At 57.7% G+C, this 20,593-nt stretch carries 24 protein-coding genes, 1 tRNA gene and 2 pseudogenes; 10 read left to right on the top strand and 17 right to left on the bottom strand.

Going from position 1 to position 20,593, the window contains the following annotated elements; all coding sequences use genetic code 11:
* The first annotated feature begins 19 nt into the window (after positions 1-19).
* Positions 20-92, top strand: a tRNA-Gly gene (locus tag EXE52_RS03850).
* A gap of 59 nt (positions 93-151) precedes the next feature.
* Entirely contained in the window at positions 152-463 is a 312-nt protein-coding gene (locus tag EXE52_RS03855; protein ID WP_137708407.1) for a hypothetical protein, read from the top strand.
* Positions 464-564: 101 nt separating this feature from the next.
* Here EXE52_RS03855 and EXE52_RS03860 read toward each other — a convergent pair whose 3' ends face one another.
* Genes EXE52_RS03860 through EXE52_RS03870 form a run of 3 tightly spaced genes read right to left on the bottom strand, consistent with a single transcriptional unit; the run spans position 565 to position 1,847 of the window.
* A complete protein-coding gene (locus EXE52_RS03860; protein WP_089309116.1) occupies positions 565-846 on the bottom strand; it encodes a hypothetical protein in 282 nt (93 codons plus the stop codon).
* On the bottom strand, positions 824-1,426 hold the full coding sequence (locus tag EXE52_RS03865; RefSeq protein WP_089309117.1) for a hypothetical protein: 603 nt from the start codon (positions 1,424-1,426) through the stop codon (positions 824-826). Before EXE52_RS03865 ends, EXE52_RS03860 begins: the two co-directional genes overlap by 23 nt.
* Positions 1,427-1,448: 22 nt before the next feature.
* The gene (locus EXE52_RS03870; protein WP_089309118.1) at positions 1,449-1,847 is read right to left on the bottom strand and encodes a hypothetical protein; all 399 of its coding nucleotides are present in this window, start codon (positions 1,845-1,847) and stop codon (positions 1,449-1,451) included.
* 1,031 nt (positions 1,848-2,878) lie between these two features.
* Between EXE52_RS03870 and EXE52_RS03880 the strand changes: the two genes are divergently transcribed.
* The 3 genes from EXE52_RS03880 to EXE52_RS03890 all read left to right on the top strand — a co-directional run bounded on the left by EXE52_RS03880 (position 2,879) and on the right by EXE52_RS03890 (position 5,593).
* Positions 2,879-3,823 (top strand): hypothetical protein, encoded by a 945-nt coding sequence (locus EXE52_RS03880; RefSeq protein ID WP_089309120.1) that lies wholly within the window; start codon positions 2,879-2,881, stop codon positions 3,821-3,823.
* A gap of 220 nt (positions 3,824-4,043) precedes the next feature.
* Positions 4,044-5,237, top strand: a complete 1,194-nt coding sequence (locus EXE52_RS03885) for an RNA-guided endonuclease TnpB family protein (RefSeq protein ID WP_089309121.1) — start codon at positions 4,044-4,046, stop codon at positions 5,235-5,237.
* Between the two features lie 92 nt (positions 5,238-5,329).
* Positions 5,330-5,593: a nucleotidyltransferase family protein gene (locus EXE52_RS03890; protein WP_089309122.1), complete on the top strand. Its 264-nt coding sequence runs from the start codon at positions 5,330-5,332 to the stop codon at positions 5,591-5,593.
* A gap of 48 nt (positions 5,594-5,641) precedes the next feature.
* Here EXE52_RS03890 and EXE52_RS03895 read toward each other — a convergent pair.
* A pseudogene (locus tag EXE52_RS03895) lies at positions 5,642-5,989 on the bottom strand (hypothetical protein); the annotation flags it as partial.
* Positions 5,990-6,101: 112 nt separating this feature from the next.
* Between EXE52_RS03895 and EXE52_RS03900 the strand changes: the two are divergent.
* Entirely contained in the window at positions 6,102-7,394 is a 1,293-nt protein-coding gene (locus EXE52_RS03900; protein WP_089309123.1) for an RNA-guided endonuclease TnpB family protein, read from the top strand.
* On the opposite strand, the pseudogene EXE52_RS19090 reads toward EXE52_RS03900, so the two are convergent.
* Positions 7,393-7,638: pseudogene (locus EXE52_RS19090) on the bottom strand (hypothetical protein); the annotation flags it as partial. The gene EXE52_RS03900 and the pseudogene EXE52_RS19090 overlap by 2 nt on opposite strands.
* Positions 7,639-7,765: 127 nt before the next feature.
* On the opposite strand from EXE52_RS19090, the gene EXE52_RS03910 reads away from it, so the two are divergent.
* On the top strand, positions 7,766-8,179 hold the full coding sequence (locus EXE52_RS03910; protein WP_089309124.1) for a PadR family transcriptional regulator: 414 nt from the start codon (positions 7,766-7,768) through the stop codon (positions 8,177-8,179).
* 143 nt (positions 8,180-8,322) lie between these two features.
* On the opposite strand, the gene EXE52_RS03915 is transcribed toward EXE52_RS03910, so the two are convergent.
* The 12 genes from EXE52_RS03915 to EXE52_RS03965 form a co-directional block, all read right to left on the bottom strand.
* Positions 8,323-8,754, bottom strand: coding sequence for a nucleotidyltransferase domain-containing protein (locus tag EXE52_RS03915; protein WP_158228701.1), 432 nt, complete (start codon positions 8,752-8,754; stop codon positions 8,323-8,325).
* Positions 8,755-9,078: 324 nt separating this feature from the next.
* Positions 9,079-9,246 (bottom strand): hypothetical protein, encoded by a 168-nt coding sequence (locus tag EXE52_RS18225; RefSeq protein WP_158228702.1) that lies wholly within the window; start codon positions 9,244-9,246, stop codon positions 9,079-9,081.
* 137 nt (positions 9,247-9,383) lie between these two features.
* Complete coding sequence (locus EXE52_RS03920) at positions 9,384-9,851, bottom strand: hypothetical protein (protein ID WP_089309125.1); 468 nt, start codon at positions 9,849-9,851, stop codon at positions 9,384-9,386.
* Complete coding sequence (locus tag EXE52_RS03925; protein ID WP_089309126.1) at positions 9,848-10,180, bottom strand: ribbon-helix-helix domain-containing protein; 333 nt, start codon at positions 10,178-10,180, stop codon at positions 9,848-9,850. The genes EXE52_RS03920 and EXE52_RS03925 overlap by 4 nt, the downstream gene beginning before the upstream one ends.
* Before the next feature lie 71 nt (positions 10,181-10,251).
* A complete protein-coding gene (locus EXE52_RS18430; protein WP_199239132.1) occupies positions 10,252-10,860 on the bottom strand; it encodes a restriction endonuclease in 609 nt (202 codons plus the stop codon).
* Between the two features lie 38 nt (positions 10,861-10,898).
* On the bottom strand, positions 10,899-11,246 hold the full coding sequence (locus tag EXE52_RS19105) for a type II toxin-antitoxin system PemK/MazF family toxin (protein WP_158293615.1): 348 nt from the start codon (positions 11,244-11,246) through the stop codon (positions 10,899-10,901).
* Between the two features lie 30 nt (positions 11,247-11,276).
* Positions 11,277-11,777: a BlaI/MecI/CopY family transcriptional regulator gene (locus EXE52_RS03940; protein WP_137703450.1), complete on the bottom strand. Its 501-nt coding sequence runs from the start codon at positions 11,775-11,777 to the stop codon at positions 11,277-11,279.
* A gap of 128 nt (positions 11,778-11,905) precedes the next feature.
* Positions 11,906-12,556 (bottom strand): restriction endonuclease, encoded by a 651-nt coding sequence (locus tag EXE52_RS18235; RefSeq protein ID WP_158413984.1) that lies wholly within the window; start codon positions 12,554-12,556, stop codon positions 11,906-11,908.
* Positions 12,549-12,806, bottom strand: coding sequence for a hypothetical protein (locus EXE52_RS03950; protein ID WP_137703452.1), 258 nt, complete (start codon positions 12,804-12,806; stop codon positions 12,549-12,551). Before EXE52_RS03950 ends, EXE52_RS18235 begins: the two co-directional genes overlap by 8 nt.
* Positions 12,803-15,661, bottom strand: a complete 2,859-nt coding sequence (locus EXE52_RS03955; RefSeq protein ID WP_137703453.1) for a helix-turn-helix transcriptional regulator — start codon at positions 15,659-15,661, stop codon at positions 12,803-12,805. Before EXE52_RS03955 ends, EXE52_RS03950 begins: the two co-directional genes overlap by 4 nt.
* Before the next feature lie 32 nt (positions 15,662-15,693).
* Positions 15,694-16,164, bottom strand: coding sequence for a hypothetical protein (locus tag EXE52_RS03960; RefSeq protein WP_137703454.1), 471 nt, complete (start codon positions 16,162-16,164; stop codon positions 15,694-15,696).
* The gene (locus EXE52_RS03965) at positions 16,161-16,478 is read right to left on the bottom strand and encodes a helix-turn-helix transcriptional regulator (protein ID WP_137703455.1); all 318 of its coding nucleotides are present in this window, start codon (positions 16,476-16,478) and stop codon (positions 16,161-16,163) included. The genes EXE52_RS03960 and EXE52_RS03965 overlap by 4 nt, the downstream gene beginning before the upstream one ends.
* A gap of 400 nt (positions 16,479-16,878) precedes the next feature.
* On the opposite strand from EXE52_RS03965, the gene EXE52_RS03970 reads away from it, so the two are divergent.
* The 3 genes from EXE52_RS03970 to EXE52_RS03980 all read left to right on the top strand — a co-directional run bounded on the left by EXE52_RS03970 (position 16,879) and on the right by EXE52_RS03980 (position 20,515).
* Complete coding sequence (locus EXE52_RS03970) at positions 16,879-17,196, top strand: MarR family transcriptional regulator (RefSeq protein ID WP_137703487.1); 318 nt, start codon at positions 16,879-16,881, stop codon at positions 17,194-17,196.
* Between the two features lie 722 nt (positions 17,197-17,918).
* Positions 17,919-19,193: an RNA-guided endonuclease TnpB family protein gene (locus EXE52_RS03975; protein ID WP_137703456.1), complete on the top strand. Its 1,275-nt coding sequence runs from the start codon at positions 17,919-17,921 to the stop codon at positions 19,191-19,193.
* Between the two features lie 209 nt (positions 19,194-19,402).
* Positions 19,403-20,515 (top strand): glycosyltransferase family 4 protein, encoded by a 1,113-nt coding sequence (locus EXE52_RS03980; RefSeq protein ID WP_137703457.1) that lies wholly within the window; start codon positions 19,403-19,405, stop codon positions 20,513-20,515.
* Positions 20,516-20,593: the final 78 nt, after the last annotated feature.

Genomic DNA, 20,593 nt, shown 5'->3' on the forward strand with positions numbered 1-20,593 from the left:
TTCTCTCATTTTTCACCATGCGCGAGTGGTGGCGTTCGGTACCACGCGGTCCTGCCACGACCGAGACGGGCGTTCGAATCGTCCCTCGCGCACTCGGAGCACAGCTCTGGACCAATTAGCCCATGCGGTGCTCCTCTACGGAGATGATAGAATGGCTGTAACCAATACCAACGACACAGCTTCGACGACAACTGCCGTCGTGACGATCCGTATCCCCTGTGGCGCAGACGGTGATCTCGTTACCGACGCCGAAGACCGTCTCTCACAGACGGCAGCTGTCGATGACGTACTGATAGACGAACTCCACAGTATCGAGCCAAAACTGTCGGCCACGGTCATTACCGTTGGAGTCGCAGTTCGTTGGACGACGACAATGACTCAAGCGGAGATCAGAGACCGACTTGCCGAGGTTCCGGGTCTTGAGTCGATCCAACGAATCGGATGGGATCAGGGTCTGCCTTGATGACGCAGGCTACCACATCGTTCTTGAGAGGACGTTATTCCGGCCGGGGAGGATAACGTTGGTCGTCACGAGCGACTCGTGTCACCTGATCGGTCGCTTGATCAGTCGTGATCGTCTCGTACGGTCGATGTCTCGGTGTCGCTCTCCTGAAGATCACGAATCTCTTGGGCAACTGCTGTCACGTGTTGTTGATGGGCTGCTGAGGTTGCGACGTGTTGGGCAGCAGTGAGCTGTCCATTGACCACTGCGTTCTGCTGTGGCCCCCACGTTTCCGGTGGCTCTGCGTTGATATACGCCACCCAGCGTTTGATCGCGGTGATGCGCTGCTGCCAGTCACCATCGTGTTTCGCGTCGAGAGTGTCAGGCTTGAGTGAGTCGCTCATATTCGGCCTCAACGTCGAGTCGCTGTGCCCATCGTTCGAGGCGGGCCGCACTAAGTGTTTCCTCGAAGAGGGTATACAGGTGGACGGCGTCTTCAATGTCTTTCTGTGCGCCGAGATGTAGTTTGTACGCGATTTGGAGTTCGAGTGGCCCGATTGGAATCGATGTGGACCCGATCTGTGCGGTGATCGCCTGCGAAAGCGATGCCTGATCGAACTCATCGCGGACCGTTTTCACTTCGAGATGCGGGGTGATTTGATCCGTTGGCGCAACCCAGACTGGATCGCCGTTCTCAAGCATACTGTACAGTGATGACAGCGGCATTGCTGGTCCCCAGAAGTTCTCCGCCTCAAGATGTGTTGTGAGAGTGTCTGCTGTCGCCTCATCAATCGGCTCGATCAGTACATCGACATCTTCGGTTGAGCGTGCTCGGCCAGCAAGAATCGAGACGTATCCCGCAATGTAGACGTGCTCAATTCCGACCTGATCAAGGATATCTGAAAACGCGATAGCCAGCTCATCAAGTTGGTTCAGTGCACGGTCGACAGAGAGCGTCTCATCTCGAAGCTCGATACCACTCATACATGTTGGTTGTCAGGATTGGTCATAAATCGTCTGGCGAGCGTGCCAGCGAATGCCCAGCCGTTGTGTGCGTGTGGAGGGCGCTCGCGAACGCCGGACCAGGGACGATGACGTCCGCCTGCTCGTCGTCCCAGGCGATAACGCTAGTTCGGATGAGCGGTGGGAGATGTGACCGCTTGAGGTTCGTTCTGACCGTCCGTACTTGCGCTGTCGAGAGCGTTTGGTGTTCCGCATCCGCTTCCAGGAGCGTAAGCATCTCTGCGAGTTGCCGCAGGTGGACGCGACTCCACGGCGCTACGGCGAGCGTGAGCACGACGGTGCGCTTGCGGTGGTGGCTCAGCAGATAGAACAGATCTGTCTCGCGATACAGCGGGAGGTCTTCGTCCTCGCCCGGCCCGTCGTATGGGCCGTCACCGCTCATGGGGACCTCTCTGATCGGCTAGTGTGACTCGGAGATCGACGTGATCAACGACTTCACGGCCGACTGGCCGCCAGCGACAGCCGACCCACTCGTTTTCGAAGCGCCACCAACCAGGCCCGCTCTGTCTGGGTTCGAACCGGAAGCGACGGCGTGGCCCTCGCTGGATCGTGAACCGAACCTCAAACCCGAAAACGTACTCGGGGGAGTCTCCGTCCTGTCTAGTTGAATCCGCATGGTACAGCCTATCGAGATCCACACTCCGTGTGGATGTGTCTCGTCGTCTCGTCATATCTCACAGGAGCCTGAACTGCCAACTCCTACATCCCAATCGGGAGATACAAACTGAACTGGAGCACCGAATCCGACAGCGCTGTGAATCGTCTTGAGATCGCGCCCCGGGGCATTCGTCTTGTTTATTTGTAGCGGGTACAACAAAGTGGGACATCCCCGTCGGGTACACCATGTCGCTTCGACAATTTCGCATCGCAGAGTACAGGTTGAATGTGGAACTGACCGCTAGGTTCTCTGAAGTGTGCTAATGGGATTATTCGATCGATTAACGTTCGAAGACGGCCTGGATGTAGCATTCCCAGATATCGGTGCCGATCCATTCGAGATCACGTGGCAGACGAAATCGCTCACACGTCACCAGCCGATGCTGGAGAACTACAAGGTCACGTCAGCGGGGCGGTTGTTGAAGCAGGACACCGAGTATGAGCACGTCCCTGAGGAAGAACGTCCCGGGTACAACGAGGAGACAGATGGATTTGACACCGAGATCGAACGGGCCGGGGAAGTATGCGGAAGATCCACCACGGGTGGTCGGATACGGCATATCACGGCACATTCGAATTCCACCGATCTATCGATGGTGACTACGTCAGTCTCGACGCGAAATTCACTGACGGCCAGCTCGTCGAGATCTCACGCAACAAGTAGACCGAGCGTATGCCACCTAGCTGGGGAGCGCGAACAGCTGCGAATCATCGATCCGCGCTGGTTTACAATTCCCGCGAACGAGGCCCACAATAATGACATACAACACCCCTGAACCGGCTGAATTACCCCCATTAAATGAGGACACGCCCGCACCGGATGACCCTGTAGCCGTTGAGTGGTGGCACAGGTACGATGACGATGGATCTCCTAAGTTGGACACGTTCCATGGGTTCCACAATGCTACTCGGATAACAGACGGGGATCCGCCAGCCGTGGAGACGGGCGAACTCGTCACCGAATCCGGGGTACGAGTGACGACAGCACAGCACTCTGATGTCTCGACGGAGTCACGATACCTCTATCTAACACACGAGGAAGCGCTTAACCGAGACCTGTCTCCGTGTTCTGAGTGTTTCCCAGCGTACGCGACAGAAATGCGCCTGTCGAAAGAACGAGGGGACGGTGGGCTGTTGACCGAGTCCGGTGTCGAAGGTGCGGTGTTTCTCGTCCAGATACGGCGCGATATGAGCGCGTCCTGGAATGTCGACTCTGTCCACGAGACGTACACGTCGATGCTGTATCGGGCACGCGCCATTCGCCAACAAGTCGGATCTGCGGCGGATCGTCTTCGGCTCTCGTATATGCCCGTGCGGCGGTGTGACTATGGATCGTTCGATGACGCGATGGGGTTCGAGCCCGCGATGGATCACGTCTCGGAGCTTCGTGAAATTCAGCCCGACCAACTACCGGCCATACGTGACTCTGTTGGTGAAGAAATCCTTTCGACACCGGTAGAGATCGATAGTCAGTATACTGCGGCACAAAAGTCAGGACCGTCGATCGTCCACCGAGCCGAAAATCCTCCCTGTGGCTACGAGCGTGAGTTGGGATTCGATGTGTTCGACGAGACCGACGAGGATCCGCGAGACCAACTACAGCGTGATGCCCAGACTGTCTCGGACGTAATCGAGCGTGGGATGGTGGTGGAATACTGTCTCGAGTGTTTTCCCGAACTCGCCAATTGGGTCGCAAAATAGCTCATCAGCTACAGCGCATCGATCTCGTTGAGATACGCCTGTACGTCGTGTAGGAAGTCCCGATAGCGTTCGAGGTCTTGTAGTGCGGCGTATACATCGTCGTGATCAACTAATCACAAGGCGGAGTCCCCTTCCTCAAGGAGCGACCGAAGGGGAGCGAGTAGGGAGGGGAGGAGCCGACACCACAGAATATAGATACTGTTAGCACTTTATTGAATATATGGCGTCGGACGACAAGTACCACCGTCGCACGCTCATTACCCGGCTTGAGCTTCGTTCAGCCGAGGATGCGCAACTGCTACTCGATACCATTGACGAGTGGCGCGACGGCTGCAATATTGGCAGCGACCTCGCATGGGAAACCTGCCACACCAAGTCCGATGTCAGAAATCACGCTAAGGAAACGATCAAGAAGGAAACCGAGCTGGGCGACCAACACGCTACGCTCGCCTGTCATGAGGTTGCTGGGGTGATTAAGTCCTGCATCGAACGCCGAAAACAGGATAAGACGGCCACACAACCGCAGTTCACCAGCCGGTCGATGGTCTTTGACCGGCGAACACTCACCGTCTTTCCCGACCAAGGGAAGATTACGCTCACGACGCTAGGCGACCACTCCAGGGTCCACGCGGATCTCGCACTACCGGAGAACCCGGATGGATACCAGTACGACTATCTCACCGATGATGAGTGGGAGTACACTGAGTCCACGCTACATTACCGTAACGGTGAGTGGTACATCCACCTCGGGTATCGAACGCCAAAACAAGACGCTGATGAGTCAACGACGGAGTACGGAGCGGTACTGGGTGTTGACTTTGGCGTCAACCAGATCGCCGTCACCAGTACGGCACGATTCTTCGGTGCTGGTGAGCTGAACCACTATCGCCGCGAGTGTGAGCGTGTCCGTGGTGAACTACAGGGGACAGGCACGCAGTCGGCCCATCGCACGATTGAGCAGCTATCGGGCCGCGAACAGCGGTACGTAAAGCACGTCCTCCACAGTGTAGCGAATGGGATTGTCGAAGAAGCCCTCGCCCACGACTGCGCTGGGATCATCCTCGAAGACCTCAGTGACATCCGTGACGACTTGCCGTTCGCGCAATGGCACTCGGAGTGGGCCTTCCGGAAGCTCAAGGATTTCGTTGAGTATAAAGCCGAGTACGAGGGGTTGTTCGTGGATACAATCGACCCACGAAACACATCCAAGCGGTGCAACGAGTGCGGGTTCGTCCATGGTAAGAACCGCCACAGCGAAGCCTTCGAGTGCCGTCACTGCGGGAAACAGAATCACGCCGATTACAACGCAGCGAAGAACGTGGCAGAACTGTATCTCCGGCGGGGCCATCAGCCGCCCTGTGGGAGGAGTGTCAGTCAATACGCTCTGAAGTCAGGATCGCGGACGCCGAGTTAGGGCATACAGCCCTCACCTCTATGGGTTAGAGGCCGAGATCACTGACAAGCCCCACCCTCAACGAACGAGGTCGCTAGACCGAGTGAAGTAGGGTGGGGTCGTTGACGCCGAAACTTGAGCAGGAGTATCCGATCAGCGAGTTGGGTATCTTCGGATCGTATGCCCGTGGTGAACAAGAATCTGATAGTGATCTCGATATACTTGTCGCGTTCGACAAGCCAGTAACGTTATTCGATCTCGTTCGATTGGAAAACGAACTGGCGGAGGAGTTTGGTATTGAGGTCAACCTCGTGACGAAAGACTCGTTGAAGCCACGGATTGAGACTCGTGTCCGTGACGAGCTCGTCACCGTATGACAGCGGCTTTGGATCATCTCGATGACATCCTTGACGGCGTCGAGAACATCAAGGTAGTTTGCTCGCCACCTCAACGAGATCCTCCTCGGTCCGCCAGCAATAGAGCCGTTCCTCCTGGTCAAATAGTTCGAAGACACCGTCTTGCATCCAGCCAAACGGATGCTCCTCATCCTCGTACGTCCGCTTGAGAACATGACTTTTTGAGAAGTACTCAGTCGTCCCGACGAGCAATCCCTGTTCGACGAGGAAGTCACTTGGCTCCTTCTCGGCGACACCGACGAGATGCGTCACGATATCCGCAATCAGACAGAATTTTTGGATGCTGTTGTCCCATTCTCCACGGATATCGACCATTCGGAACGCGTACGCATCGGTGCGACGGTTGAGACGGTCTACAGAGTTCGAGGCAGAGTGCCTCGGGGCTTGACCCCGAGGGTGAATGCCGACAAACACTACACAAACAACAGAAGCCGGTAGCTTTAGAAGACAACATCTCGTATAATTGACCATGGAAGCGGATGGACTCACCCACACTCTCGATTTCCAGCTCGACATTCGAGAGGGCGATCCATCCCTCCTAACAGACGGCACACTCGAATCCCGACGAGTCGTCAACGAGATCTTCCGTCTCGACAAGGAAGGCTGGGATTGGGACGACATCGAAGACGCCGTCGTTGACCGCAGCGACCACGTCCAAAACACCACTCAACGACTCGTCGCCAAAGCGACCACCGCACTCCGAGAATACTACGGCGACGAGGATCACAACTACGGACGCCCCAACAACAACGTTCGCGAACCATTCCCCATTCGGATGAATCACGGAGAGGGATACGACCTATCTCTTGACGGGGACACCAACGACATCCACTTCAGAGTTAGTGCACTCAAACACAACCACGTTCGCGGCGTTCTCACGGGCAGTCCCGATCACGTGGAACAACTCCAAACCGCACTTCAAGATGAAGATGACGAATGGCGTGTCGGTACCGCAGAAGTCGTTCCCGTAGACGGCGGCCACGAACTACACGTGAACGTCACGCGGACAACTGCTGACGTAGCTCCCAAAGAGGACGCTCAGACCGTTGTTGGCGTGGACATCAACGAGGACTGTGTTGCGCTCGCCGTATTGGACGAAGACGATATCATTGCCTCCGTGATCATCGACTACACACGGATCAAGGAACGCCGTCACGAGTTCTTCACGATACGGAAGCGAATGCAACAGAACGGACAAACCGCGTTCGAGACAGTTCTTCAAGACCGTGAAAAGCGGTACGTTCACGACCAACTCCACAAAATATCACACGGCGTTGTGGAGTGGGTCAGTCAGTTCGAAAATCCGATCATGGTCTTTGAGGACTTGACCGACATGCGTGAAGACATCGAGTATGGGACTCGAATGAACCGGCGGCTACACTCGCTTCCGTTCGCCAAGCTTCGGTCGTACATCACGTACAAAGCGGCATGGGAGGGCATCCCGTCAGATGCGGTTGATCCAGAGTACACGTCCCAAGAGTGTCCGAGAACGGAGTGCGAACACCGAGTCCGAGCGAATCGGCGTGGGAAGCGATTCAAGTGTGTTGTGTGCGGGTGCCAGGACCACGCAGATCGTGGTGCTGGCATCAGTATCGCGAAAAAGTGGATGTCGAAAGAAGAGAGAAATGTGCCTCTTCTCAAGATCCTGCCGGGATTCCAGCAGGTGCGACGAGAGGCATCGGGGCGTGTGGACCGCCCGACTGCGACCCCGTCACTCGTTGGAGGTCACCAGACCGAGAGTGGCGCGGGAGTGTTACGCTAAGCCGCAGGAAGAAGCCTCGGGGCTTGACCCCGAGGCAGTTCACCACTAAGTTCAGCCGTCGGATCGGATCTCGATCATAGTTCCCAAGGACGAAGTACGACCGATCGTTCTCGTAGGCCGGCGTCAACTCGCTCAAGGCGTGGAGAACTTCCTCATTGTCAGCTAGCGATATCTCCTCCTGATCAAGCTGGTCTTTGGCACTTTTGAGAACGTCACCAGGAACCGGCGACTCCTCATCAGGCATACTGTGAGGTTTTCATAGTAGAGAGATATAGTTTATGTCGTAAATTACCTTTTCAAGTACTTTGGGTTGTCGTAGCGTGATTTACTCGAGAGTAAACTACTTGTCGCCACGTCGTGTACTGTACGGTATGAGCACCGAACTTGGGACTGCTGAAGAGATGGAGTCGCGTGAACTCGTCCACTTCGTCACCCAGCAGACGCGATTTTCCCTCATCAACAACATCCTCCAACATCCCGATCAGCTTCCATCGATGTACGAACTTGAGGAGCTCAATCCCAGCGTCAGCGACGCCACCGTCTACAAACACATCCAGAAACTGATCGACGCTGGTATGGTCAACGAAGTCGCCCTCGACGCCGACGAACGTCGACAAGGGTACCCGTGGAAATTCTACGGCCTCACTACGGAAGGGCGGGAGTTCCTCGACGGTCACAACCTCCTTGCAGCCGAAGAGACGCTCCAACAAATCTACGAGACAATCACAGACAAGTCTGAGAAGATGGTCAAGTACGAGAACGCACCACGCCCCACCGAGTCGTAGCTGTACAGGCGGTTCGAGGCGACTGTCTCGGGGCTTGACTCCGAGGCGATTCACTCGAGAGGAACTCTCGACGGGAAAGTTTCGCGTTGAGGTTGGCGTAGTACTGTTCGATCTGTTCGAGCTTGACCGCAACGACGCGTTCGTCAACCACGCAATCCATCCTCCGCTATCCGATCGATGACCGTACGCTGGTGCCGGCGAAGCGTCTCACGTTGCTCGTCAAATTCCGCCTCAATGTCTGTTTTGAACTGCTCGAAGGCCTGTTTATCGCCACAGAGTAGCTCGCCATTTACCACGTCGTGTGCGACATCCAGCGGGAGCGAGTCAATATCGGACACGTCGATGAACGGGCGATCCTCTCCTTGGAGCTCACCAGACAGTACACACCGCTTTTTGAACCGGTCCCGTTCAGAACAGTCTGCTGTGAACTTGACCGCGATATCAAAATCTGATGAGTGCGTTACTGTTCCCGAAAGCTGTGATCCGAATACAACGGCGAAGACGATGTCCGGATCAGCACAGACCACATCCTTGAGAGCGGAGCGTATCTGTGACTGATCAGCATTCGGTTCCATACGAGGATCCTCATCGTATCATCACAAAAGAATTCCGCCAAGTCACATTCCAACACGGTACTGGTGGCATTCGTCTTTAGTTAATATCTTCAGTAATACTCGATAGCTGTGGTTTTCGCTCAAATACGGCCCAGCCACACCAGATACGGCAAGAAAACGCCGTTTGTGATGGTTGCTTATCGCTCGATCTCGCCGGTACTGGTGTCTCATCTGTGGCTTCTCCTACATCTAATACTGACAAGCATACTTTTCGGGATTGTATTACTATCAAGCTTAACTAAAGACGAATGGTACTGGTGGTAATGTGACCGGAAGCGCCCGCTCTCACCCGAAGTCGTAGTCGCTGTCGTGGGCGTCAACATACTCGTCGTTACCCGACCGATCCGGCGCGTAACCCGGGCCCTGCCCACCAGCGAAGAACACCAACGCCTCGATGTTGAGATCACTCTGTCGGATAAACAGCGGCGGCACACGATCTCGAAGTTCGCTCACGTGCGGCTCTCGGCGGGTGCGGAACGTTCCTCTCGGCGGTCGATGTTCGGTCAGTGGAGGGAGCGACTCCTTGGTGAGGTCGTCGATAGTAAGGATTCGGACATCAAGTAGTTGGGTGAGAGACCATGCTGGTGTGGTCAGGAAATGTGGGTAATAGTTATCTCAGGAAGTGAGTGTGCTGCCGGCTCAAATTCTGCGAAGGACTGATCATTCGTGAGAATAGTCGGTTTGCGGTCACGGTGCTCAAACGCCAACACAAGGATTGGAACGTCTTTTGGCTGGATGCCACAGACGCGGGCCAGTGTTCGCACTGTGGGCGCCGACCGCTGTTCTCGAAGAAGCGCATCGCTCGCATCACGACTTGATGGCGCTTCGATAAGGCCCGTCATCCGGGTGAGGCGTGTCACAAAATTGGTTTTGACAGCGTCTCGTTCTGCCGCAGAGAGGCCCTTCGTGCGATCGAATGCGGCGAACGCCTCTTGGAGCATATACGCACTAATCGCCGATGTTGTCTCACCGCGATCGATTGCTGTCAGCAATTCGGTTGCCTGTTCGTTGGTTCGCAGTGTACCGAATACCCACAGATTCGTGTCAAGGATCTTCACGAATCAGATCCGTACACTTGTGTGGCCGTTTCCTCACGGGCCTCTTCGATGGCCCGTTCAAGATCGTCTGCATCGACTTTCTCGCCGAGTGCCGTGAGCTCGTCATCGATATCGGCATCTGATTGGTGGCTCTGCTCAGCCTGCGCGAGTAGTTGCTCTAGGCGAAGCGCAGTGATTGCTGTGTCGTCATTAAGTTCGCGAAGATGCGACCGGCAGGCTTCCTTGATGAACTCGCTTTTATTGGTGTAAATACCTGTCTCATCAAGGAACCGCTCGATCTCGGTATCTAATTCAACCGGGAATTTGACACTGACACTCGCGTACTTCATGGTAGTACGATGGTATTACAATTAAATAAGTCTATGGCACCGATGAGGTGTGACCTCCCCAGCGTCCGCTCTTACCCAAAGTCGTAGTCGCTGTCGGCGGCCTTGACGTACTCGTCGTTGCCCGTCCGGTCCGGCACGTAACACGGACCGTGATCCGCGATGTGGAAGACAGGGGCTTCGATATCGAGGCTGCTTCGACGGTGAACCAGAAGCGGGAGCCGGTCACGCACGTCGTGGATGAACGGTTCCCGCCGTACGTGGAGCGTTCCACTCGGCGGCCGGCGTTCGGTCAGCGGCGGGAGTTGGCCTTTGTCGAGATCCTGTTCGGTGACGATCCGCACGTCGAGTAGTTGGGCTAACCGCCACGCACTCGCACTGACACGGCGGGAGAAAGCGAGGACGGGCATTGCCCGCATGAGCGCGGCCCGCAGCGCGACTGCTTCGACGGCGTCCCGCTGGACCGGGACTTGGTGCCAGTCTTTACACTCGACGACGAGGAAATCATCAGGGTCACCACGGAGGTCGTCCCGTCGGGCAATTACGTCGGTTTCGAGCCCGAAACAGTACTCGTTGCGGGCCGTCCTGTACCCCCACTGTTCGAGTGTCTCGGCGACCCGAGTCTCGAGCCAGCGACCGTTGGTTGGATCGTGGTCCGGATCCTCGCCGTCGGGGGTTCCCACGGTGTCAATTTCGTCCGTGAAATCAGGGCTGTCGTTACCTATGGTCGGACCATCTGATCAATCACATCCGCAATAAGCTGTATTCCCTCATCAGTGAGGGTCCCAGACGGGAGATTATCTCGGATCGACGATAGTGGAATCGTATAAATCGCCCACGGCATCACATAACTCGTCTTCCGCAGCTCCACCCCTTCAAGTACGCCGTCGGGCAACCGTGTAACCTCGTATGAGTACTCGGCCTGTGTGGTCAGGCATACAACCGTGGCTTCTTGCTCAACGTACGGCCGATCAGCATCGGATATCACGATTACTGGGCGCGGATTGCTATGTGCCCCGGTTGGATCCGCAGCAAACACGAGACTGCCCTGCGGGTAGTAGTACGTCATGTGAGGGGTATGCGGTCTAATCCCATCGTGTTACTCTCTGTCACCGGACGCTGAGTCAGCGTCAGTGTTACTCTCCGTTGTTGAAGGAGCAGCGGTGCTGTTGACCCAGTCCGCGGGTGCTGGTTCCTCCCCGGACTGATCCTCTTCGGTGTCAGCGCGATCACGTGGAATCGATCTTCGTGCGCCCGCACCAGTTTGTTTAACGTCATCTGGAGTGAGGCCCGGTTCTGGGTACCGATCCGCCATCTCGTCAAGTTGAACGAGGCTCCGTGCGAACCGCCTCACGTCATCCCGTCGCTCAAGTCCGTGGTAGAGACCATCATTCGTTTTGCCGATCAGTCCGTCATCATGGAGGCGAGATAGCGTCGTCGACGTGGTGCCGCGCGGCAGATCAAGTGCGTTTTGTATCTCTGCCGGCGTGTACGCAAGGTTCGTATTCCGATAGAGGAGTTTGACGATTGCGGCTTTGTTTGTGCCCGGGCGGATATTGATCGCGTCGTCCGGGTCGTGTCTTCGAAGATCGATGGGCATGAGTCCAACTGTATGTGTTTGTATGCGTTTGTAATATATAAGTATCATGGTGGTCAGATTTGTGTGACCGTAAGGAGGCATATTCAGGATACCCTACGAACGGTCGTGTACCCCCTCTACCACCGTACCTACCCGAACTCGTAGTCGCTGTCGGCGGCCTTGACGTACTCGTCGTTGCCCGTTCGGTCCGGCACGTAACACGGACCGTGATCCGCGATGTGGAAGACAGGGGCTTCGATATCGAGGCTGCTTCGACGGTGAACCAGAAGCGGGAGCCGGTCACGCACGTCGTGGATGAACGGTTCCCGCCGTACGTGGAGCGTTCCACTCGGCGGCCGGCGTTCGGTCAGCGGCGGGAGTTGGCCTTTGTCGAGATCCTGTTCGGTCATAATCCGCACGTCGAGGAGTTGGGCTAACCGCCACGCACTCGCAGTTACGCGGCGGGAGACAGCGAGGACGGGCATTGCCCGCATGAGCGCGGCCCGCAGCGCGACTGCTTCGACGGCGTCCCGCTGGACCGGGACTTGGTGCCAGTCTTTACACTCGATGACGAGGAAATCGTCAGGATCACCACGGAGGTCGTCCCGTCGGGCAATTACGTCGGTTTCGAGCCCGAAGCAGCACTCGTTGCGGGCTGTCCTGTACCCCCACTGTTCGAGTGTCTTGGCGACCCGAGTCTCGAGCCAGCGACCGTTGGTTGGATCGTGGTCCGGTTCTGCGTTGTCGGGCGTGCCTACGGTGTCAATGTCGTCCGTGAAATCAGGGCTGTTGTCACTCATCGGTTGGGTCCTCGAGCGTGTCTGCGGCGGCTGCCTGCTGGGCTGCCTGTTCGAGGGCTGTCGCGACCGTTTGGGCTTCTGTCGGTGTGAGGACGGTGAAGGTGACCTCACGGTCATCGCCGAAGCCGAGGAGGACACGCGATCCCTCGGTGACGTCGGTGCTGTCGGTGCTAACCTGGATACTTCCGTCCGTCGCTGTCGGGCGATCGCGTCTGATCGTGGTTTCGAGATCGAGTGTTTGGTCGCTCACTGTTGGTCACCCCCGTTCGGGAGCTGTGTTTGTGGCGTTGCGACTGCTGTCGTCGGATGTGATGTCGGTGTCATGGTGTCGTGTGGGTGGTCTCGGGTGTCTGCGAGCTGGTGGGCGTGGCTGTTCGGCTGTCGGCTCTGGTTGGTGGTCGTCATCGGATGTATGGTGTCATCGGCGTCGCCGCCGGGTTCGGCGGGGATCGAGATCGGTGGCTGTCTGTCCCATCCACCCCGATCGTCTCTCCCGGTGCGGCCTGGGGGAGGACTGTTCGGCCCGGCGGGTGTGGTTGATTGTCGATGCGTCACCAGCGTCAGCGCGGTCAGATCGCCGGTCGCCGGGAGCCACGCCGTCACAGGGGGTGTCTTCGGGGGTGGCGTCAGATTCGTCGTGGTCCACCGGCGGTGGCCCCCTTGCTGGACGGGCGTGACGCGATCGAGATCGCGGACATCGCTCAGGCGACGGTCATAGCTGCTCGCGGAGATGCCTGCTTGCTCGATGAGCTCCGAGCGGCCGAGTGGGCCGTCGGCACACAGTAGGGTGGCGTACAGCTTCGTCGCCGTCGGCGTGAGCTCGGGCCGGAAGCGCTCCGGTGAGAGTGTGGCCGCGGCGCGCTCGACTGCGCCCAGCGTCGGTGTGGGTGACTCGTTCAGCGCTCGCAGGAGGCTCACCACGACGTCGTACGGACACGCCCTTGAGGTGTCCGCCGGGCCGAACGAGCGTAGACAGAGCCGCACGAGTCGCTGGCGCTCGCGGGGTGTCCACTGGGCGTCGTGGGTCATCGCGACCTCGTCGATCACCCGCCGGATGGCGGGGTAGGTCGTCCCGTCGACAACCGGGATTTCGAGTGTCGGTGCGGCTTCGGTGCCGTCGGCGATTGCTTCTCGGACCGTCGTGAGTTCGCTCGCGAGGGTATCGGTGATCTCGTCGTGGAGTTCCGTGATCGTCGGGCCGGCAACCACCCACGACATGGTGAGATCCACCGTCGCGTCGTGGTCCGTTTCGGCGGGGAGTCGCCGGCACAGCTTTGCGGGCCGGTCTTCGAACAGCATGCGGTAGCCCGAGTGAATTCCGTAGACGGACTGTTTGGGCGCCGTTTTGGCGAGGAACTCACAGAGGTCCTGCAGTTGGGTAGAGTTGCGTGCGATGGCGTCGGTATCGGGCACTCTAAGGGTGGTCGTGAGATCGATGCCGGCCGCGTGATACAGCTGGGTCGCTGAGGCGATCAGGCCGTGGAGATCTTCGAAGAGGTTGGCGCGGGCCGCTGTGTCGTCGCTGTTCGTGAGTTCGGCGACTTGTGCGAGGAGGCAGTCTCGAACTGTGGTTATTCGCTCACGCCACGCTCCGTAGGTGGTTTCGGCGTCGCTGTACCAGCCGACTTGGTGGCCACGGCGGAGGATGCGCTCGACGGGATACGCTTGGGTGTCGTCGTCGATCGCTTCGAATTCGTGGCCGAGCCGTGATGGGGAGAGGATTTTCGAGAGGGCTTGCTCGCTCAGTAAGGCTCCCGCGAGACGTCCCAGGGTGGCGAGAGGCCCACCCCACTGGAGGACGACAAGGGTTTCATCGTTGGTGTGGCTCAGGTACGCGACACGGCCGTCGTCGAACGAGTGTAACTGGTCGTCGACGAGCGTGATGGCATCGTCGTGGGCGACGGTGGCGAATCGCTCGTGGAGGTTGGTTGGAGCGTTTGCAGGGCCGGTGAGCCACTGGACGTAGTCGGCGTCTGCGTCGGGGTCGCCGGTTGCCGCCACCCACTCGTCGGGAGTGGGTATCTCCCCACCTGCCCGGCGGGGCGACACTGTACTTGTAGATTCCTGAGGGGTCGCAGTAAGATGCCCATCGAGCCGTCGCTGATCCGGGTGGACGAGGTCGTAGGTGTCGTCGAGACACTGCTGGACGGCTCGCTCTCCGAGCTCGGTGAGTCGGACGGTGTTGTGCTTCCCACGGCGGTCGATCGTGACTAACTCACGGTCTTCGAGATAGAGGACGTATCTGCTAATGGTGCCCTCGGCGACATCGATCGCATGGTCGGTGGTGAGATCCCGGTAGCTCCGGGTGTGCTCGGGGTTGAGGTTCCCGAGGAGCCGACGTTTCCCTGGTTCGGTGTCGAGATCACGGATGGCTTCCCACGCGGCCGCAGCAGTTTGGTCGTGGTCGGTGTGGGGGGACCGATCCCGGCTGGCGGTAAGATCGAGGTGACACTCGGTCCAGGTGGGATACCGTCTTGAGAGATGTCGATGGACTCTCGGGGAGACGACGAGTCTGACGTCGAACCCATCGGCGAGCACGGCGATCGCCACGAGTGCGCGGACGCCTGTGCGGCGGTCTGTAAGGGAGGTCCACGCGTCGCCGTCCAACTGGAGCGTGAGGACGGTGGGCTGGGCGTCGAGTTCACGATGGAGTGCGACCGGCCCCTTTGCGAGCGCGCCGAGGCTGGCGTTCACTGGGCCGCGGCCCGTGCCGATCGCGGTGACGGTCTCGGTGAGGTTCGCGCGGCGCTGTTGATGGTACGCCGACAGGGCCTCAGTATCCGTGTCGTAGGTGAGCGCACGCGCGGTGATCGCGCGGATGTACGCGACGGCTTCGGCGATGTCGTCGGTCCACGTCTTGTCTGTGTCGGTCCACTCCGGGTGGAGACGGGTGAGCAGTTGGGAGCTCGCCCGCCACGGGTCCTCGGTGGTGGTGTGATCGCGGATGGCGCGCTCGGTGTGCGGCGTGAGCTTTTCGAGGAGGTCCGGAAGCCACTCGGTCAGGCACGGTGACACCGCGGGACAGCGAATCCCGTCAGTGGGAACGCCTGTGGGGCTAGCGAGCCGAATCCCTCGGCTAGGGGCCGCAGGCTGGCAGGAACACATTAGTGATCACCAGAGCGTGAGGATCTGGTGGATCACTGTGGGCCCTCGTGGGAGGCGCCACCATCAGACCGAGCGCGCTCGCGGACGGCACTGAGTAGTGCGAGAGGCTCCTGGTGTGGTGAGTGAGTTGGATCCCGTGGGGTTGGCGCGTCCGCGTGGACGTGAGGTTCTGTGGTCGTCGTGGGGCTCGTGACGACAGCGGTGGGATCGAGCAGGACGGCCGTCGTCGATTGGGTGTGGGTGTTCGTACACGTCCCGATGTGGCCTGTGAGGACGTACTCGCGAACACCGCGGGTAAACACCGTCGGGTGTTCGTGGGTATCCGACCCGCACATGATGTAGCCGATCGCGTACGCGGGTTCGCCCGCAGCCCGGTAGGCGTATGCGGTGATGTCGTCGCCCTCGTTGAGGGTACGTCCACAGACTTGGCAGGCGAGGTGGGTGTCCAGCGGGATGCGCGCGAGTTGCTGGCGATCAGGGAGCTTGTCGGTGGGGCGGGTCATTTGGAGCCCTCCTTCGAGTTGGTGGTGCCAGCTTGCCACGCTTGCCGGGCGGAGAGTGCGCGTCGGGCTGCTTCCGTGAGTTGGTACGTTGTGGTGTCGTCAATGGTGACGAAATCGCGTTCGATGAGTTCTTCTAGTGCGTCGTAGACTTGGCTGTGGTTGATGTCGTCGGTGTGGTAGGTGGTGAGTGCTTGCTGGAGGTGACGGTTCTCACAGGGGCCAGTCTGTGCGAGTATCCAGAGCAGGTCGCGGTGGACAGCTGAGAGGTCGGCGACTGAGTTAGTCGAGTCGCACTCGGTGTGAGGGCTACTCATTGTGCCCCTCCGCGGTGTTCTCGTTAGTGTTGCGCGTCTCAGCGCATGTCGTACAGAGTGGGGCGTTTAGGGTAGCGTCGTACCCGTCGGCCTCGGTGGGACAGAGAGTACAGGTGGTACTGTTCGATGCGCTAGTCGTCTCGCAGGGCTTAAGCCCCGCAGTTGCCAGCGTTAGCATGGTTCTGTGTTGCGGCACAGAACCCGTCCCGGGTGGGTGTTCCAGCACCGCAGCCGGGGTTTCGACACTTTCTCACGAGCCGAGGATTCGTCACTCGGGTTCCGTACAATAACGATTAGTCTCTAGTAACATATATTTGACGGTGTAGTTTGAAATGTGCTTTGTATAGCTTATAAGTGCTATTCGTCCGTACTATAGACTGTGATATTGGATATGTGCTCTATGAGGCACTCAGGCAAGTGGATGACTTCTCTTGACGATCGGATTTTGGAGTTCCTTCACGAGAATAAGCCGACAACACCTACGAAGATGACTACAGAGGCATCTCTACCTTACTCTAGACAGCATGTTGATCGGAGGTGTAAGAAACTGGATGAAGAGGGCCTCCTCGAAAATTTAGGTAATGGTGTCTATATGATCTCTGAAGACGGTGAGGCATATCTCAAAGGACATCTGGACACTGAAAATTGGAAGTATATTGATGAAGATGGTGAGGACGCACATAACGATTTAGCTGAAGACACTGGTACAGACAGCTGAACGGTAGTTTTCTGATTCTGTGTGGATTACTCTGAGTAGGCAGATCACGCTTAACCAACATCGGGCCAATCTGAGAGCAGTTGTTGGTTAACAAGATACGTGACTAACCCGAACCGGTACGTTTGTACGCGGGCGTCGGGTACCATCGGTAATGCGAATTCTCCGTGTCGCGCCGTGGATCTACAAGTGGACCAGGTCGAGTGTTCGAGACTTGACCCCGAGGTGAAGATCGTATGCTCCGCCAAGTGTGTTCTGAATACTCGGTATACAGCTCAATCGTCTCGGCTGAAGCGTTGCCCGCTGTCCGCGTGTAGTACGATTCTCCCAAGAACCCACGCCCTACAGACACTCCTGTAAGAATGATTCGTGCTGTTCTCACATTTTTCGCACCGTGATGTTCCTTACCGTTCGCACGATCTCGCTCGGCGCGTGTCGTCCAAGAATCGAAGATTTGTGGGTAATAAATCCTCTATTGACGACAGGAAGTGGTAGTTGACGCTCTACACCGTGTGGCTTGACCCCTTCTCACCCAACCAACCAGTATGTGGGCAAATATTAAGGATTTCAGTATATAAGTAAATTTGTGAAATGACAAAACGACTCTCTGTGGACTTTGAGGACGACGTGTACAAGAAGTTCTCGAAGAAGTGTATAGAGGTTGACGAAACTAAGTCTGATGTAGTACGTGGACTTGTAACCGATTCGCTCAACGAATCCGAATAATGAGCGACCCACAGGCTCTCGTCAAGACACTAGACTTCCAACTCAATATCCAGAGTGACAACGAGAGTCTGTTGTACGACGCTACCCTCGAAGCTCGCTCGGTGTACAACGAAAGCATCCGCCTTGCCAAACAGGACGTGGACTGGGACGCGATCTCCAGCCGCATAGCTGATGACACCAATCTTGTAAAAAACACAACTCAGTGCCTCGTCTCGAAGGCTCTTGGTGCGATGGAGAATTACTATGAGTACGACGACTTTGGACTTCCGAGTCACACCAAAGATGGTTATTACCCACTTCGTGCGAACTACGAGGAAGGGTACAATCTGTCGCTCACCGACGACCGTGACGTGACGTTCCGCATCAGCGCGAAGCCGTACAAGCACGTCAAGGGCGTTCTCGAAGGGAGTGACGCTCACCTTGACATTCTCAAGACCGCGCTCGAAAGTGACGAGTGGAAGATTGGGACGGCAGAAGCCCTGTTCCACAGCGACAACCCTGAGCTACATGTTAACGTCACCAACACCGAACAGACTGTTCGAGACAAGTACGACTCACGGACGCTCGTCGGTGTCGACGTGAACGAGGACAATGTAGCCCTGAGCGCGCTTTCTGAAGATGGCGTCGAAAACACGTTGGTTATCGACTTCCCCGAGATCAAGTTCGCGCGCCACCGCTACTTCACGATGCGAATGCGTGTCCAGAACGCGGGGAAAGACAGCATCCACGACACGCTCGAAGGGCGTGAGGAACGCTTTGTCCACGACCGACTCCACAAGGTGTCTCGGCACATCGTGGAGTGGAGCCAGCAGTTCGAGAAGCCGTGTATTGTCTTTGAAGACCTCAAAGACATGCGCGATAGTATCGACTATGGAGTCCGCATGAATCGACGCTTACACCACCTCCCGTTCCGTGCCCTCCAATACTACACGTCGTCCAAGGCCGCCTTCGAGGGGATTCCGACTGCATGGATTAACCCTGAGTATACGAGCCAACGGTGTCCGATCTGTGGACACACAGAGCGTGCGAACCGAAACAAAAAGCGGTTCAAATGTAAGGACTGTGAACATCAAGACCACAGCGACCGTGGTGCAAGCGTCAATATCGCCGTGAAAGGCATCAAGAAACTCGATAGAAATGTGCCTGCTCTCAACAGCCTTCCCACTGTGCGGAAGGTGCGACGGCAGGCATCGGGGGCTGTGGACGCCCCGACCGTGACCCACGACACCGTTCGAGGCTATCAGACCGATGGTGTCGCGGGAGTGTCCGACTAATCCACGGGAAGCCTCGGAGCTTGACTCCGAGGTGGTTCACCCCGACACGAAGGGTGTAAAGTTTACTTCTCAGACACATTGTGCTTGCGACGCCGGGGTATCCCGCGTCATATCCCAGGCAAACCGGGCGGCGCAGGCGGCGCGTGATGGGGTGGATTGGACGCACCGGATCGCAACGTTCCTTTACAGGCCGGGTGTAGCCCGGGTTGATGCGAATCCTTCGGGTTGCGCCGTGGATCTACCCTGACACCAAAGGGGGCGGGGATTACCATGTCCACGCGATGAGCCGTGATCAGGCGGCGATGGGTCACGAAGTGACGGTACTGACGACGCGCGAGGACGACTCGCTGCCGCGGGTCGAGGAGACCCACGGGTATACGATCTACCGGGTCGACCCCGGCGTGACCCTGCTCGGTAACGACGTCTCGCCCGCGGTGGCGCGCTTTCTGTGGCACGCCGACAGCGGGGGGTTCGAGGTGATGCACGCGCACTCGCACTGCTACTTCGTGACGAACCTCGCAGCGCTGAAACGACGTCTGGGGGATATCCCGTTGGCGATCACGAACCACGGCTTGTATACCCAGAACGCGCCCGAGCAACTGTTCACGCTGTATCTGAAGACGGTCGGGCGGTGGACGTTCAATCAGGCGGACGTGGTGTTCTGCTATACGGACGTGGACAAAGAGCGCGTGCGAGAGCTGGGCGTGAGCTCGCGGATCGAGGTCGTCGCGAACGGGATCGATACGGAGCGGTTCACGCCGGAGGGCCCGGAGAGCGGGTTGATCGATGCCGAAGGCCCGGTGGTGTTGTTCGTCGGGCGGTTCACGGACGGGAAACAGCCGTGGTTAGCAGTCGAGGCGTTCGCGGAGGTGTTAGACGAGTACCCGGACGCGGAGCTGTACCTGTGTGGCAAGGGCGGGTTACGTGAGGACTTGGAGGCGCAGGTGGCGGAGTTGGGGATCGGAGAGTCGGTGACGTTCCTCGGGCACGTGTCCTACGACGAGATGCCGAAGGTGTACCGGAGCGGGGATGTGTTGGTATTGCCGAGTCGGGCGGAGGGCGTACCGCGGACGGTGTTGGAGGCGATGGCGAGCGGACTGGACATCGTGATGAGTGACCTGGACCAAGTCACATCGATGCTCGGAGAGCGAGGCCACGTGGTGGCGGACGACGACGACAGATCGTTCGCAGAAGTGCTCCTCGGAGCGATCACAGCTCCTAATGAGACATCTGGACAGATCGCATCGGATAGCCATCAGTGGGAGGATACCGTCGGGCGTACGACTCGAACTCTCCAGTCGATCGCCGAGAACAACTCATAAGTAACCACTCCTCCTGTCAATTTGTAATGGGGCTGAGCCCGGTAGAGGTCATCAAGAACTCCCTTCTGTATCGCGTCT

It is taken from the genome of Halorubrum sp. CGM4_25_10-8A, from assembly GCF_005435025.1.
Classification (GTDB): domain Archaea; phylum Halobacteriota; class Halobacteria; order Halobacteriales; family Haloferacaceae; genus Halorubrum; species Halorubrum ezzemoulense.